Origin of the sequence: Exiguobacterium sp. s191 (assembly GCF_018618955.1) — a bacterium.
Taxonomy (GTDB): Bacteria; Bacillota; Bacilli; order Exiguobacteriales; family Exiguobacteriaceae; genus Exiguobacterium_A; species Exiguobacterium_A abrahamii.
The window spans coordinates 67,036-82,440 of sequence record NZ_JACSNC010000002.1; the positions used below are offsets into that span (position 1 = coordinate 67,036).

Annotated in this window: 14 protein-coding genes and 1 riboswitch; of the genes, 9 read left to right on the forward strand and 5 right to left on the reverse strand. The window is 46.9% G+C overall.

Going from position 1 to position 15,405, the window contains the following annotated elements; translation table 11 throughout:
• Window positions 1-13 precede the first annotated feature (13 nt).
• The gene (locus KNQ09_RS12005) at window positions 14-469 is read right to left on the reverse strand and encodes a MarR family winged helix-turn-helix transcriptional regulator (RefSeq protein WP_058265451.1); all 456 of its coding nucleotides are present in this window, start codon (window positions 467-469) and stop codon (window positions 14-16) included.
• A 165-nt stretch (window positions 470-634) separates the two neighbouring features.
• Window positions 635-823, forward strand: a riboswitch (Lysine riboswitch).
• 131 nt (window positions 824-954) lie between these two features.
• Between KNQ09_RS12005 and KNQ09_RS12010 the strand changes: the two genes are divergently transcribed.
• The 6 genes from KNQ09_RS12010 to bcaP all read left to right on the forward strand — a co-directional run bounded on the left by KNQ09_RS12010 (window position 955) and on the right by bcaP (window position 9,026).
• Window positions 955-2,436 (forward strand): amino acid permease, encoded by a 1,482-nt coding sequence (locus tag KNQ09_RS12010; protein WP_055969897.1) that lies wholly within the window; start codon window positions 955-957, stop codon window positions 2,434-2,436.
• 544 nt (window positions 2,437-2,980) lie between these two features.
• On the forward strand, window positions 2,981-4,741 hold the full coding sequence (locus KNQ09_RS12015; RefSeq protein WP_214858668.1) for a solute:sodium symporter family transporter: 1,761 nt from the start codon (window positions 2,981-2,983) through the stop codon (window positions 4,739-4,741).
• Between the two features lie 60 nt (window positions 4,742-4,801).
• Window positions 4,802-4,984, forward strand: a complete 183-nt coding sequence (locus KNQ09_RS12020) for a hypothetical protein (RefSeq protein ID WP_035399267.1) — start codon at window positions 4,802-4,804, stop codon at window positions 4,982-4,984.
• A 69-nt stretch (window positions 4,985-5,053) separates the two neighbouring features.
• Window positions 5,054-6,001 carry a peptide-methionine (S)-S-oxide reductase MsrA gene (gene msrA, locus KNQ09_RS12025; RefSeq protein ID WP_064300483.1) on the forward strand — a complete coding sequence of 316 codons (948 nt, stop codon included), beginning with the start codon at window positions 5,054-5,056 and terminating at the stop codon, window positions 5,999-6,001.
• Window positions 6,002-6,068: 67 nt separating this feature from the next.
• A complete protein-coding gene (locus KNQ09_RS12030; RefSeq protein WP_214858669.1) occupies window positions 6,069-7,364 on the forward strand; it encodes a DUF2252 domain-containing protein in 1,296 nt (431 codons plus the stop codon).
• Window positions 7,365-7,589: 225 nt separating this feature from the next.
• Complete coding sequence (gene bcaP, locus KNQ09_RS12035) at window positions 7,590-9,026, forward strand: branched-chain amino acid transporter BcaP (protein WP_195866209.1); 1,437 nt, start codon at window positions 7,590-7,592, stop codon at window positions 9,024-9,026.
• Window positions 9,027-9,072: 46 nt separating this feature from the next.
• Here bcaP and KNQ09_RS12040 read toward each other — a convergent pair whose 3' ends face one another.
• A complete protein-coding gene (locus KNQ09_RS12040) occupies window positions 9,073-10,734 on the reverse strand; it encodes a glycerol-3-phosphate dehydrogenase/oxidase (protein WP_064300486.1) in 1,662 nt (553 codons plus the stop codon).
• A 32-nt stretch (window positions 10,735-10,766) separates the two neighbouring features.
• The gene (locus KNQ09_RS12045) at window positions 10,767-11,735 is read right to left on the reverse strand and encodes a Gfo/Idh/MocA family oxidoreductase (protein ID WP_214858670.1); all 969 of its coding nucleotides are present in this window, start codon (window positions 11,733-11,735) and stop codon (window positions 10,767-10,769) included.
• A 57-nt stretch (window positions 11,736-11,792) separates the two neighbouring features.
• Here KNQ09_RS12045 and KNQ09_RS12050 point away from each other — a divergent pair, with 57 nt between their 5' ends.
• The 3 genes from KNQ09_RS12050 (at window position 11,793) to KNQ09_RS12060 (ending at window position 13,556) form a co-directional block, all read left to right on the forward strand.
• Entirely contained in the window at window positions 11,793-12,059 is a 267-nt protein-coding gene (locus KNQ09_RS12050) for a DUF5327 family protein (protein WP_058265458.1), read from the forward strand.
• Window positions 12,060-12,119: 60 nt separating this feature from the next.
• Window positions 12,120-12,770: an SDR family NAD(P)-dependent oxidoreductase gene (locus KNQ09_RS12055; RefSeq protein ID WP_214858671.1), complete on the forward strand. Its 651-nt coding sequence runs from the start codon at window positions 12,120-12,122 to the stop codon at window positions 12,768-12,770.
• A 90-nt stretch (window positions 12,771-12,860) separates the two neighbouring features.
• Window positions 12,861-13,556: a thermonuclease family protein gene (locus KNQ09_RS12060; RefSeq protein ID WP_251138192.1), complete on the forward strand. Its 696-nt coding sequence runs from the start codon at window positions 12,861-12,863 to the stop codon at window positions 13,554-13,556.
• Window positions 13,557-13,597: 41 nt separating this feature from the next.
• Here the strand turns inward: KNQ09_RS12060 and KNQ09_RS12065 are convergent, their stop codons facing one another.
• Together KNQ09_RS12065 and KNQ09_RS12070 are read right to left on the reverse strand one after the other, a co-directional pair.
• Window positions 13,598-14,575, reverse strand: a complete 978-nt coding sequence (locus KNQ09_RS12065; protein ID WP_214858673.1) for a cation diffusion facilitator family transporter — start codon at window positions 14,573-14,575, stop codon at window positions 13,598-13,600.
• 32 nt (window positions 14,576-14,607) lie between these two features.
• A complete protein-coding gene (locus tag KNQ09_RS12070; protein WP_214858674.1) occupies window positions 14,608-15,393 on the reverse strand; it encodes a glucose 1-dehydrogenase in 786 nt (261 codons plus the stop codon).
• Between the last annotated feature and the right edge of the window lie 12 nt (window positions 15,394-15,405).

The following is a 15,405-nucleotide window of genomic DNA, read 5'->3' on the forward strand; positions in this document are numbered from 1 at the left end:
AAATCTACCGTTTTTAAGAAGATGAAGTAAGGGTATCCTCATCCATCGTCTGTAAAATTTTATCAAAGACATGAACCATCGTTTCGAGCTCTTCTTCCGTCAATGTACCGAAGCGGTCTTGTAAATAGTTTTTCCGGACGATTTCGAGATCCCGAAATGCACGTTCCCCGTCCTCCGTCAAAGCGAGTACGATTGAACGACGATCTTCCGTCGAACGTGTCCGTGTGACATATCCTTGTTTATACAGCTTATCCGTCAAAGCAGTGACTTGACTCGTCGCGAGCTCAAATTGTTCCGCAAGAAGCGTCGGGCGCTGAGGACCATTTTCTGAAAGGCTTCGTAAGATGAAAAACTCACTCCGGGTCGCTGTTCCTTCAAATAGCCGGTTAAGTTCACGTCGCAGGGTACGAAGAATGACACGCATTTGTTCCTCGAGTCGATAAGTTAGCAAATCACGTTCCTGTGGCATGCAAGCAGCATCCTTTCTCTCAGTGGACTTCTACCATTTAGTGTACTAAACATATCGGATTTTTACCATCGACTACCCCAGATTCGAAAAAGGCAATTGACAATTTCGTGGCGTTTTGTGTAATATGGCGTAGTAATAACTAACTTAATTCAGTTCTCACTCAACCAGTGGGATGGAGGTTGCAGTTCTTAAGAGTACGGTTACGGATGTCGTCAAGCGACAGATGAGGTGACCTGAAAGGAAGAATTGCCGAAATCAATCATCGCTTTGAAGATGATCGATTGGGATTAGATCAAATAGGTCTAATACTGTCACAAGTCGGGTATCACCTACTTGTGGAGAGCTATCTTTCACGACGGTAGAATGAGGCGCATCCATTTTATTATGTTGCGTTCTCATCTTCCATCTGGAAGATGAGGGCGCTTTTTGTTTTTTCATTCAAAAAGTGTCCTCTCAAAAATTTATTAAAGAGAGAAGCGAACGAAATGAACAATCTAGATGTGAAACAAACAACAGATTCGACAGCAGAAGGATTAAAACGTGGATTACAAGCCCGTCATATGTCAATGATCGCCATCGGTGGAGCGATCGGAACAGGACTCTTCATTGCGTCCGGTGCTTCCGTCGCAGCAGCAGGACCAGGTGGGGCGCTCTTATCGTATGCAATCGTTGGTCTGATGGTCTACTTCCTCATGACAAGTCTTGGTGAAATGGCAGCGTATATGCCGGTCGCTGGATCCTTCTCGACCTATGGAACGAAATTCGTCGATCCATCATTCGGCTTTGCGCTCGGCTGGAACTACTGGTACAACTGGGCAGTCACGATCGCAGTCGAGCTCGTCGCAGCACAAATCGTCATGACATATTGGTTCCCGGATGTTCCTGGATTTTATTTCAGTGCCTTGTTCCTCTTACTCATGATTGGCTTGAACTACTTCTCCGTTAAGGGATTCGGGGAAGCGGAGTATTGGTTTGCGATGATTAAAGTCGTTACCGTCATCGTCTTCTTAGTCGTCGGTGTTGCGATGATTTTTGGTGTCTTTACATCAGAGCCACCGGTTGGCTTTAAAAACTTTGCACTTGGCGATGCACCGTTCGTCGGTGGGATTCCTGCCGTCATCGGTATCATTCTCGTTGCCGGATTCAGTTTTCAAGGTACAGAACTGGTCGGGATTGCCGCGGGTGAGTCGGAAGATCCGAAAAAGAATGTTCCAAAAGCAGTCAAACAAGTCTTCTGGCGCATCTTGCTTTTCTACGTCTTCGCGATTTTCGTCATCGGAATGCTCATTCCGTATACGAGTCCGAACTTGGTTTCCAATGACATTACGGACGTAGCGGTTAGTCCGTTTACGCTTGTCTTTGAAAAAGCGGGTCTTGCCTTCTCAGCAGCACTCATGAACGCCGTCATCTTGACGTCTGTTCTATCTGCCGGAAACTCAGGTATGTATGCTTCGACTCGGATGCTTTATACGCTTGCTCGCCAAGGGGATGCACCGAAGTTGTTCGCGAAAGTATCGAAAAACGGTGTACCGCGTAACGCTTTGCTCGCAACAGGAGCAATCGGTGCACTCTGTTTCTTGACGTCGATGTTTGGTGGACAAGTCTACTTGTGGTTACTCAATGCTTCGGGGATGACAGGCTTCATCGCATGGCTCGGGATTGCAATCAGTCACTATCGTTTCCGTAAAGGATTCCTTGCACAAGGTCACTCGTTGAAAGACTTACCATATGTTGCACCAGCGTTCCCGTTTGGTCCGCTGTTCGCATTCGGTCTTTGTTTCCTCGTCATCGTTGGTCAAAACTACGCAGCATTCCTTGCGGATCAAATCGATTGGGTCGGAATTGCCGCAACGTATGTTGGTATTCCATTATTCCTTGCCTTCTGGTTAGGACATAAATTCAAAAATCGAACGTCGATCGTTCGTTATGACGAGATGGACTTCCCGGAACATCCACGTCAATCATAATGTGTGAACCACCTTCTATAAATGAAGGTGATTGAGATTGAAGACAAAGTGCAATTTTTCTCTGATGAGTCTGATGAGAAAGATTGCGCTTTTTTGTTCGTTTCGAATCGTTTTTCCAGGGACAAGCATCGCTTCGCTGCAGGGTCGCTCTTGCTTGTTATTCCCTAGGAAGCGATTTCGAGTGAACAAAACGCTTCTCTGATTCTCCTGACGGTATAAAAAAGAATGACACGTTACACGCCACTCCTACAGGAAAAAGCGCAATTTTGCGCTTTCAGAGACAAACAAGACCCGTTTTCCTGCTCGACTGGAGCGGGAAAACTGGCTTGTGTCTCGTATGAGGAAAGGGCGTGAAAAGACGCGTCATTCTTTTTTTGAGTCAGTCCATTTTCTGCAATCGGAACCACCTTCTATAAATGAAGGTGGTTTTTTATTCCCTTAAATGAAAACGTTCTCTAAAATATAGTTTTGAAAAAGTATAAAAAAGGAATCAATGAATAAGTATTCAAAAATAGAAATATGAATAAAGAATAGGGGGAGACGCATGACTACATCTGAATTATTTTTCACATTAGGTTCTGCAGCGTTTTTCATGTTGCTCGTTGCTTACATATCCTACCGATTGACGCGTGGGAAAACACAAGGCGTCGATGAATACTTCTTAGCGGGACGAGGGCTAAGTGGCGTTTTCATTGCCGGATCGCTACTGCTGACGAATTTGTCGGCAGAACAGTTGATTGGACTAAATGGACAATCCTTCATGGGAAACATGTCGAGTATGGCGTGGGAAGTCACGGCGGGATTTGCTGCCATCATCATGGCGATTTATCTACTCCCGAAGTTTCTCGGGCTTGGTATCTCGACGTTACCGGAATACTTAAGTCACCGGTATGATGAGACGGTTCGCCGGATGACAGTCTTACTCTTTTTACTCGGATATATGTGCGTCACGATTCCTTCGATGCTTTATTCGGGTGGGATTGCTGTCTTGCAGCTATTCGATGTTCCGGAACTATTTGGTCTTAGTTATACGCAATCCCTTTGGTTAGTCGTCTGGGTCGTCGGGATCATCGGAGCAATTTATGCGATTTTTGGAGGACTACGTGCGGTGGCTGTCTCGGATACCTTGAACGGGATCGGGCTCGTCTTCGTTGGATTCCTAGTTCCGGTACTCGGCTTTATCACACTGGGTGATGGGAATTTACTTCAAGGGATGAAGACGATTGCGACTGTGCAACCGGAGAAGCTGAACGCAATCGGAAGCTCAACCGATGCCGTTCCGTTCTTCTCGATTTTCACGGGTATCCTATTTGCGAACTTATTTTATTGGTCACTCAATCAATATGTCATTCAACGTGTGCTCGGGGCAAAAGATTTGAAGGAAGGACAGAAGGGCGTCCTCATGACAGGATTCTTAAAGTTATTAGTTCCAATCTTCATGCTGATTCCTGGGATCATTGCCTATCACTTGTATGGGAACACACTAACAAGCGGTGATTTATCATATCCTCGACTCATTACGGAGTTACTGCCGGTCTCGCTGATGGGATTTTTCTTGGCTGTCTTACTCGGAGCCGTCTTCAGTTCGTTTAACTCGTTGCTAAACAGTATTGCAACACTTTTCGTCCTCGATATCTATCAGCCGGTGTTTGCGAAAGAGGCGAGTGATGAACATTTGATTCGTGTCAGTAAATGGTTCGGAACGATCGTTGCTTTAATCTCTTTCGTCATCGCACCATTCTTGATGTACGCGCCGGACGGCTTATGGAGTTTGATCCGGCAATTCACAGGTTTTTTCAACATTCCGATTCTCGTCATCGTATTAATGGGGATTTTCATGAAACGAATTCCGGCGATTGCAGCGAAAATCGTCATCGTCTTTCACGTGTTCGCGTATTACTTATTCGTCTTCGGTTTCAAACAACTGTTCGGCTGGGATCATGGCATTAGCTATATTCATGGGTACGGTATTCTACTCGTGATTGAAGTGCTATTCATGGTATTCATGGGATATCGTTACCCGGTCGTCCAGTCAAGAAAGGTCAATCGACGACAGTCTGTCGAGCTCACTCCATGGAAGTTCGCGATTCCGGTTTCGATCTTATTATGCACATCCATCATTTGGACGTACGTTCTGTTTTCAAAAATCGGACTGGCTTCGACAGCAGGCATCGTATCGATTTGGTTCTGGCCGGTTACGTTAGGACTTGTCATTGCAACGATCGTATTATGGCGTGTGTCGCTAAACGCTTGGGAAGCGAAGTACCGGACCTATCTCGAAGAAGAGTACCGTCAAGCAGAATAATCCTCTCGCAGAAGACATGACATATCGGGTAAGATGAAAGAAAAACAGGAGGCGATCTTCGTGAATTACTGGTACCACTTCAAGCGTGCCTTCTTACCGATCGCATTATTGCTTGTGACGCTTGCCTTGTACCAAATGATTTATCGTTTGAATAACATCTGGTATTCGCTCGGAGGACTTCTTCTTGTCTTTGCGGCGATTTACTTCGTCATGCGTCGTCTAAAAGCGAACCCAGAGGATTGAATGAGCAGGAAAGTCGAGTCCATTCTCTGAACGCGGTAAAATAGACACATACAGAGGAGGGGAAGATAGATGGCAAAAGCAATATTTGCAGGTGGTTGTTTCTGGTGCATGGTCAAGCCATTCCATAAATATGATGGGGTAGAGCAGGTCATTTCAGGATATACCGGTGGTCATACAGAGAACCCGACTTATAAAGAGGTCTGTTCGGAAACGACAGGTCACTTGGAGGCGGTTGAAGTCACGTACGATCCGTCCGTCATTACGTACGAAGAATTACTCGAGATCTTCTGGCGTCAAATTGACCCGACAGATGGTGGAGGTCAATTCAATGACCGTGGTGAATCGTACCAACCGGCCATCTTTTATGTCGATGAAGCACAGCGTGAAGCAGCTGAACGTTCGAAAGCAGCGCTTGACGCATCAGGACGCTTCTCGCGTCCGGTCGCGGTAGAGATTCGTCCAGAAAAGCCGTTTTGGCCAGCCGAAGAATATCACCAAGATTATTATAAAAAGAATCCGTTCCGTTATCAGATGTATAGTGTCGGCTCAGGTCGCGCGAAATTCATCAAGGAAGCGTGGAAGGACCAAGGTAAGGAAAAAGAACTGAAAGAGCGTCTGACACCAATTCAGTATAAAGTCACACAAGAGAACGGGACAGAACCCGCTTTCCGTAACGAATACTGGGATGAAGAACGTCCAGGACTGTACGTCGATATCGTCGATGGTACACCACTCTTCACATCGAAAGATAAGTTCCAGTCGAACTGTGGTTGGCCGAGTTTCGCTAAACCGATCTCAGAAGACAAGATGGAAGTCGAACTCGATACGAGTCACGGGATGACGCGGACGGAAGTGCGTTCTGCGAATGCGGATAGTCACCTCGGTCATATCTTCGATGATGGTCCGACAGAACTTGGTGGTCTTCGCTATTGTATCAACTCAGCAGCGTTACGATTTATTCCGCTTGAAGAGCTTGATTCGGCAGGATATGGGGAATATAAAAAACATTTCGAGTAACACGTAAGGAGCAGTCAAACGATTTCGTTTTGACTGCTCTTTTTTCAAATGGAAGGGAGAGAATCGAATGTTTCGACCCGTGTATGAAGAGATTCGACAAATGACGATTGCGAAGGTACTTGATTTCTACGATCACGAAATCCGTCAGCTCGATGAGCAAGCACGTCAGGAAAAGTACGACAAGATGAGCTTGAGTCCGTTTCGCTTTTTCCGTGGGAGTTCGCATCTGTTTTATTATGACGTGACGCGAATCCCCCTTGGTTTTGATACGCCTCGCGATAAACCGACCTGGATTCAGGGAGATCTTCATTTTGAGAATTTCGGTGTCCATGGCAATGCGAAGGGAGAGATCATCTACGACGTCAATGACTTTGATGAAGGATACTTAGGATCTTATTTATATGATTTGATTCGCATGGCGGTCTCCGTCCGGTTGTTCGCTGAAGAGGCAGGATACGACCCGACTCCTGCGATTCGTAATTATGTCCTTGAATACTTACACGATTTAAAAAAGTACGCTCTCGGAAAAGATCCGAGTGATGTTTGTTTTACCCGAGAAAATACAAAAGGACCAATCAAAAAGTTGATCAAAAAAGCAGAAAAGAAACGTGAGGAATTAATGGGAGAGCGGACGGAACTGGTGGATGGCGTGAGACGTTTTTGTACATTACCAGATATGGCAGCGGTAGATGATCCGACGCGAATGGCGATTGAGTCTGCTTGGTCCTCCTATATCGAGACGATTGATGCCGAGGATCGTCGTGACGAAGCGTTCTATACGATCAAGGATATCGTTCGTAAGCTAGACAGTGGAACAGCATCGATTGGTCTTGAGCGCTATTACATCTTGATTGAGGGGGAGGGAGGCGAAGAGGCTTTGATTCTAGAGATGAAACAAGCTCAAACTTCTGTTCCTTCATTGTTCCTTCCCGTCTATCGTCCTGAAGCAGAAACGGTTCATCAAGGACGCCGGATCATTACGTCTCAAAAAGCGATGCAGGCACATGAAGATCCATATCTTGGTTATTTGACGATTGGTCAAAAGGAATATTATGTACGTGAGCGTTCACCGTATAAGAAAAAGCTAAAAGCAAAGCATATCAAAAGTCAGGATGACCTCGAGAATGTCTTATGTATTCAAGGTCAAATTACCGCCAAAGTACATGCACGGGCAGATCAAGATGCTGGGATTAAAGAAAAAATTTTAACGCATCATGCCGACGTTGAAATCATCCAAGCCATCGGTGTTTCAGACACTGCTTTCTTAGAACAAATCGAGCGTTGGTCAGAAGCCTACGTGACACGAACAAAGCTGGATTACCAAGTGTTTTTAGAGTGGGTAAAGACTCGACAAACAAATTAAAAACCTAACAAACTGAAGCTTGTCAGATGGATGTGTAACATGTGTTACATATCCATCTTTTTTGTGCAGATTTTTTTGTTTAACAAATGAAAGCGTTCAACAAAATAGAAATAGGTATAATGACCTATATCAATTTATCAGAAAACTTCGTAAATTTTTGATTAAGTTCTTACGGACGACTCGCTCCGTAGGACGAATCATACCAGGTACAGGGGGAAATACATCATGAGTTTGACGCGGAAAAAAGATGTTTCCGCTATGATTGCTGCAAGTAAACGAAACAGTGGACTTGCTCGAAATCTTGGCGCGATGGATTTAACGTTTTTAGGAATTGGCGCCATCATTGGAACCGGAATCTTCGTTTTGACGGGAACAGGAGCATTGACTGCAGGACCAGGACTTATCGTATCATTCATTCTATCTGCCATCGCCTGTGGTCTAGCTGCTCTTGCTTACGCTGAATTCGCATCAACGATTCCGGTCAGTGGATCCGTCTATACGTACACGTACGCAACGATGGGAGAGATCTTCGCTTGGATCATCGGTTGGAACTTGATCCTCGAATATGGACTCGCCTCCAGTGCCGTTGCAGCCGGTTGGTCTGGGTACTTTCAGTCCTTACTCGCAGGATTCAACATCCATGTGCCAACAGCCTTATCAGCAGCTCCTGGAGCAGTCGAAGGAGCCAAGACATACTTCAACCTTCCAGCGTTCTTAATCCTCTTTGCCATTACGGCATTGTTGTCGATGGGAATCAAGGAAACGAAACGTGTCAACAACATCATGGTCGTCATTAAACTAGCGGTCGTCGTATTGTTCATCGTCGTCGGTGTCGGTTATGTCGAACCAACGAACTGGGCACCGTTCACACCATTTGGTTGGGGAGGCGTCTTCTCGGGTGCCGCGATCGTCTTCTTCGCGTACATCGGCTTTGATGCCGTCACATCAGCAGCTGAAGAAGTCCGCGATCCGCAAAAGAACTTGCCGCGCGGTATCATCGGTTCACTTGCTGTTTGTACAGTCCTTTACGTCATCGTTGCAGCTATCATGACAGGAATCGTACCGTATCAACAGTTCGAAGGAATCGATCACCCAGTCTCACTTGCGATTCAAATGGCAGGTCAAAACTGGGTTGCTGGATTCATCGATCTTGGTGCAATTCTCGGAATCACAACAGTCATTCTCGTCATGACATACGGAATGGTGCGTCTCGCGTTCGCCATCTCGCGTGATGGAATGTTCCCGAAAGTATTTTCTGAAGTGCATCCGAAGTACCAAACACCATTCAAGGCGACTTGGATGATCGGACTCGGTAGCTCACTCGTCGCTGGATTTGTTCCACTCGATGTCATCGCGAACCTCGTCAACATGGGTACACTGGCAGCCTTCGTCTTGATTTCTGTCGCTGTCTTGATTCTTCGCAAGACACAGCCAGATCTTCCGCGTGCTTTCAAATGTCCGGGTATGCCATACGTGCCAATCGCAGCAATCGCTGCATGTCTTTTCTTGATGTTCAACTTGAAACTCGAGACATGGATTGCTTTTGGAATCTGGCTTGCTATCGGTTTAGTTCTTTACTTTACGTTTGCACGCAAGAGTTCGAATTTACACCCCGGCAACATGCCAGCAGCGGAACTCGCTGCTTCGAAAGAAGAACAGTAACACACAAGAAGACCCGGTCGCCTGAAGGCGATCGGGTCTTTTGATGTTAGGAAAGTGGAACAGGTCCTTTGACGCGGACCGCATCAAATTCACGACGAATACTTTCATTGGCTCTCGCTTCATCTTCTGCCGACCAGCCGAGTTCGCTACGCATCAAGGCGAGAACACCATCTGCGTACTGTTCAGCGTGAGGGAAATCAAAGAAGACGGCCGAAGCACGACGGTTCAAGAAGTCGCCAGGTTGCATGACGAGCTCAGCTTCTAATCCATATAGAAGGGCGCCGAACCAGTGTAACGGTAATTGATAACGAGCCGCCTCGTCACCACGTGTCCGAATCAACTCGTAGACACGTTCGACATTCGTACCGTAACGTTGGATGAGCCATGTCGCCTCATTCGGTGACAATCCGAGTGCTTCTCCTTTTGGTTGTTGTTCCTTCAAGTAGCGGGCAAATCCTTTACTTCCTTGTGGATGACCACCACCAAGCAAGATATCGTGCGTACGGGAAGCGAGGTAAATCCGATTTTCTTCTGTCTTGAATTGGTCTGCGACCATATCGATAATTCGTTCTGCCATCTTCCGGTACCCGGTCAACTTCCCACCAGCGATTGACATCAGCCCGGATTTCGAGACGAAGATTTCATCTTTTCGAGACAGTTCACTCGGGTCCTTTCCATCTTCATGAATGAGTGGGCGTAGTCCAGACCATGTCGATTCGACGTGTTCAGGTCGTAACTCGACGTTGAACATTTGATTTGTCGCCTCTAGGATATAGTCCTGATCCTCAACGGTGACACCCGGTTCAAGAATATCTCCTTTATAGTTCGTGTCAGTCGTTCCGACATAGGTTTTCCCTTCGCGTGGAATCGCAAAGATCATCCGACCATCTGGAACGTCGAAATAAACAGCCTGTTGGAGTGGGAAATGCGCTTGATCGATGACGAGATGAATCCCTTTCGTCAGGTGGAGCGATTTCCCAGCTTTCGAACCATCTTTTTCACGTAGTTCGTCGACCCACGGACCGGTTGCATTGATGATTTTCTTCGCCCGAATCGTATACGTTTTGTCACTTAAGACGTCACGGACTTCGACACCGACAACTTTTCCATTGTGGTAGACGAGCGATTCAGCCTTCGTATAGTTGACGGCACGTCCACCGTAACCAACAGCTGCCTTTAAGACTTCGACTGTCAATCGGGCATCATCCGTTTTATATTCGACATAACGACCACCACCGACTAAGTGTTCCGAACGTAATAATGGCTCGTAACGTAATGTTTCTTCTTTACTGAGCATCGTCCGGCGTTCATGGCGTTTGACGCCTGCGAGCTGGTCATAGACGCGTAAGCCGATCGATGTCGAGAAGCTGCCGAACGTTCCGCCTTCGACGAGTGGAAGCATCATCCACTCCGGCGTCGTCACGTGTGGGGCGTTCTCATACACGATGGCACGTTCTTTTCCGACTTCGGCAACCAGTTTGATTTCGAACTGCTTCAGATAACGCAATCCACCATGGACGAGTTTCGTCGATCGGCTCGATGTCCCTTCGGCGAAGTCCTGCATCTCAATCAATCCTGTCCGCATGCCTCGACTTTGTGCGTCAAGCAAAATACCGGCTCCCGTGATACCGCCCCCGATGACGAGCACGTCTAAAAGTTCTTGTCCCATTTCTTCTAACCAAGCTGTCCGTTCCGTACTTGAAAACATCTTGTCTTCCCCCTGTTCGTCTGAATGGATAGTTAGTCTACTTCTATCCATGTACCCGATTTTGCACTTTTTTGAGCACGATCAATGATTTTCATGACGAGTTCAGCCTGTTTCGGAGAGACAGGTGGGGTTGTTCGCTGTCGAATGGCTGGGGCGAGGTCTGTATAATAATCCCCAAATTGCCCGGAGACAAAAGGAAAGTCTTCAAGGGGACCGTTTGCTTCAGCCAATTGATACGTCGCGCGTTTCGTATCGACTTCATCGACGAAATAGCTAGCCTTTGTCCCATGTACCATTAGCGAAGGACCAACAGCCGGAACGATGGAACCGATGTGTAAAATAGCGCGTCGTGTACCGAATGCTAAAATCAGATGTGTATAGTCATCAACGATCCCACCTTGCCGTTGAATCGTTTGGTCACAAAAGACGCGATCCGGAATTTCATCGAAGGCGACGAGTGCTTGATCGATCAAGTGTGATCCAAGATCGTACAAGAGACCAGCACCGGGTACGTCCTGTTCGCGCCAACGATCCTCAACGTCTGGGCGATAGCGATCATAATGCGCTTCAAACGTTTGGAGGGTGCCGAGACGTCCGGATTCGAGTAAGGTCATCAGCGTTCGAAAGTCCTTCGTATACCGACGATTATGATAAACTGTCAGTAACCGATCGTGTACACGTGCTAGTTCTGTCAACGTTTCGGCTTCTTCGAGCGTGACAGTGAACGGTTTCTCGACGAGTACATCACAGCCCGATAGCAAAGCGAGGCGCGCAAGTGGATAATGTAGCTCATTTGCTGTCGCGATGACGACTAAATCGATCTGTTCTTTAGCGAGCAGGGCTTCAAGTGTCGAATAAACAGGTAGCGTCGCGTCATAAGCAGCGACTGCTTCCGGACGACTCGACTGAACAGCGACTAACTGATAATCAGGTGCGTGTAAATAAGGAGCATGTAAATGTTCACCGGCAATACCAAAACCAACTAAAGCGGTACGAATCATGGAAAACACATCCTTTTCAAGTTCATACCCTCAATCTACCATAAGGAGGAATACAAGATGATTACGGAACAACACATCATCGAAAAGATGCGTCAAGCGATGCAACGCATTGAGCAAACGACAGGAGCCGCGCAGAAAGAGCAGATTGCAGCAATGAAGGCGTACTGTGAACTATTACTTGAATCTGAGGCGACATCAAGTTCAACGATATCGCTACCTACGTCAACACCTCAGGCAACACCAACAGTCGATCCGATGTTAGCGCGTTTCATGGGTGTTTCGCAGGAGAAAGAAGAAAAAGGCACTTCATTGCTCGATTTTTGAATGAAATGACGCGATTCAGGGAATAACCATCACAGTTGAAACGAGAAGGGGAGATACGTCATGAAAACAGTAATCGTCATCGGAGCAGGACCAGGAAACGGATATGAAATCAGTAAACGATTCGGACAAGAAGGCTTTCAAGTCGTTTGTGCGGCGCGGACGCAAGAAACACTCGCAGCCGTCATCACGGAACTAAAAGAAGCGGGCGTGGAAGCGGTCGGAGTGGAATGTGATGCTTCACGAAAAGCTGATATCGCATCCCTCATCGAATGGACAGAGGAGCAATACGGACAAGTTGATGTCTTAGTCTACAATGCTTCGATTTTACATCAAGCGTCTGTCCTTGAAGTCTCGGCAGAACAGATTACGAAAGAGTTCGAAATCGACGTGCTCGGTGCACTGCATGCCGCACAACTCGTTGCTCCGTCGATGCAAAAACGGAAAGACGGCGCTATCCTGATTACTGGAGGCGGCGCTGCGATGCAAGCGATCAAATCGCTACCAGGACTTTCAATCGGGAAGGCAGGCGTTCGCCAAGTGACGCATATGTTACACGATACGTTGAAGGAAGACGGTGTCTACGTCGGAACCGTCACGATTGCCGGGGAAGTGAAGCGTGGAACGGCACTTGATCCGAAAAATGTAGCGGAAGCGTTCTATCAACTGTATACGAACCGAAATGAAGTCGAAACGGTTCTTTCAGCAGACTAACGAATAAACAAGATAGCGTATGCGGGTTCGGACTTTGACCGAATCCGTATTTTCATGGAAAGGAGCGAAACAGAAGTGAGACGATACACCATGATAAGTCTACTTTTTCTATTCGTTCTCATCGGTTGTGCACCAGAAGAAACTGACTTGCTTGGCATCAAGCAACCCGATGACGAAAAAATCACGAAGGCGACGGTTGAACGCGTCATCGATGGGGATACGTTAAAAGTGAAGTTGGAGGATGGGAAAACGGAGGACGTTCGTCTACTCCTTGTCGATACACCAGAAACCGTCAAACCGGATACACCGGTTCAACCGTATGGAACGGAAGCTTCAGCGTTTACGAAAGAGACCTTACCGAGCGGGACAGCGATTCGGTTGGAGCGTGATCATTCCCGGACCGATCGATACGGAAGATTACTCGCATACGTCTGGTACGGCGATAAGATGTTGAATCAGGAGTTACTTCGAAAAGGACTCGCACGTGTAGCGTTCGTCTATGAGCCGGACACACGTTATGTCGATATGTTCGAACAGATCGAACAGGAAGCCAAGCAGGCGAAGAAAAAGATTTGGGAGCACGATGGCTACGTCACAAATCGTGGCTTCGACGCTCAAGCGATTACAGAAACGAAATCCTGCGAAATCAAAGGCAACATCAATCGGTCGGGTAAAAAAATCTACCATGTACCGGGAGGTCAATCCTACGATGAAGTGAAGCCAGAGCAACAGTTCTGTACGGAAAAAGAAGCAGAAGAAGCCGGATTCGTCCGCGCTGCACGCTAATGAATGCACACAAAAAGCCATCGAAATCGATGGCTTTTTGTTTATTCTACAGGTGGTGAGGGAGATTGATACTGCTGTACTTTATCATCTTCATCAAAGGAAATCGTGACATCGGTGACCCCTTTAAGAATTCGAATTTGTAGCTCCAGTCGATCCTTGATGTCGTCCGCTTGGGCAATCGTTAAGTTAGGATCCACTTCAATCTCTGTCTCGACATGGAAGTGATCGCCTTCCTTGATGACTTCAAGTTTTTCAATATCACGAACCGCTTCATCACGTAATAGGATTTCACCGATTTTAGCAGTCAATACTTCATCAATCTCACCGAGTGCACCGGCAGCATTTTGAATAAAGACATTATAAACGACATAGAACATCATCAGACCAATCAAAATCGATGCAATGCCCTCTGCTTGATAAAACGATGTGTAATGCGAAATCAGGACGGCGATGATTGCGATGATACCACCGAGAGTCGCAACAAGATCTTCCATGAAGACAAGGCGTGTCGCTGGTTTTGCCTGCCCAAGATGGGTGAAGCTTTGACCAACTAGTGTCAGCCCTCTAGACTTAAGCCCAGTTTCATGAGCAATCTCGATCATTGCTTTATAAAAGACGCCGACTTCGAGGACGACACCAATTCCAAGTGCCGTCAAAATGATCCAAAGCCCAGTCGTCTCTTCGCCAGGACCGTGTGCGATATGCAAGATGCCTTCACGAATCGTCTCATACGCAAGGAGGGCGACGACGATGATTGCAGCAAGTAACACGAGGTTAACAAGCCGACCGAATCCGTTCGGGAATCGTTTCGTTGGTGCTTTTTTACTTAGAGCAGAACCGATATAGACGAAAAACTGATTCGCCGCGTCACCGATCGTATGCATCATTTCAGCGAACATCGCCACATTCCCAGTCAGGATGTAGGCGACAAACTTGATGATAGCAATAATTGTGTTGACGATTGCAGCAGCAAGTGCTGACTTATTGCCGCGACGGATCAATGAGAAAAAAGTGGTCATGAGCGGTTCTCTCCTTGTCTATTCAAAATAGGTTAACCGCGTCCTGCCTGGAACGACGGATAAAGTGTCATCCCGCCGTCCGCAAAGAGTGTGATCCCTGTGACATAACTTGCTTCGTCCGACGCAAGCCATGCGGCAACGGCTGAAATTTCCTCAGGTTTTCCGATATTGCCCATTGGAATCATGCTCTCGACTTCTTTACGTTGTTCTGGATCTTCGAATTTTTCAGCGTTGATCGGTGTATTGATCGCACCAGGTCCAATCGCATTGACGCGAATGCCTTTTGGTGCATATTCCATCGCAAGGGTTTGTGTCATTAGCTTGACGCCACCTTTACTTGCAGCGTAGTGAACGAACGTCGGCCATGGGATGATTTCATGAACACTTGATAGGTTGATGATGCTACCTTTGACATCGTGTTCGACGAAATATTTCAGTGCTTCACGCGCACCGAGGAATGCCCCTGTTAAGTTGACGTCGATGACTTTTTGCCAATCTTCAAGCGACATCTCGTGTGAAGGAGATGGCATTTCTACTCCGGCATTGTTAACGAAAACGTCCAATTTACCAAAATGATCAACAGTCTCTTTAACGAGGTTGATCATATCGTCTTCTTTTGAGACATCCCCTTGAATCGTAATGGCTTCGCCGCCCTGTTCTTGAATCGATTCTGCGATTTTTTTTGCTTCTTCCGGATGACTGCGATAGTTGATGACGACACGCATACCTTCTTCTGCATAACGACGAACGATAGCCTCACCGATTCCCATTGACCCACCTGTTACGATGGCTACTTTTCCTTTTAAACTCTCATACATGATGCTTCACTC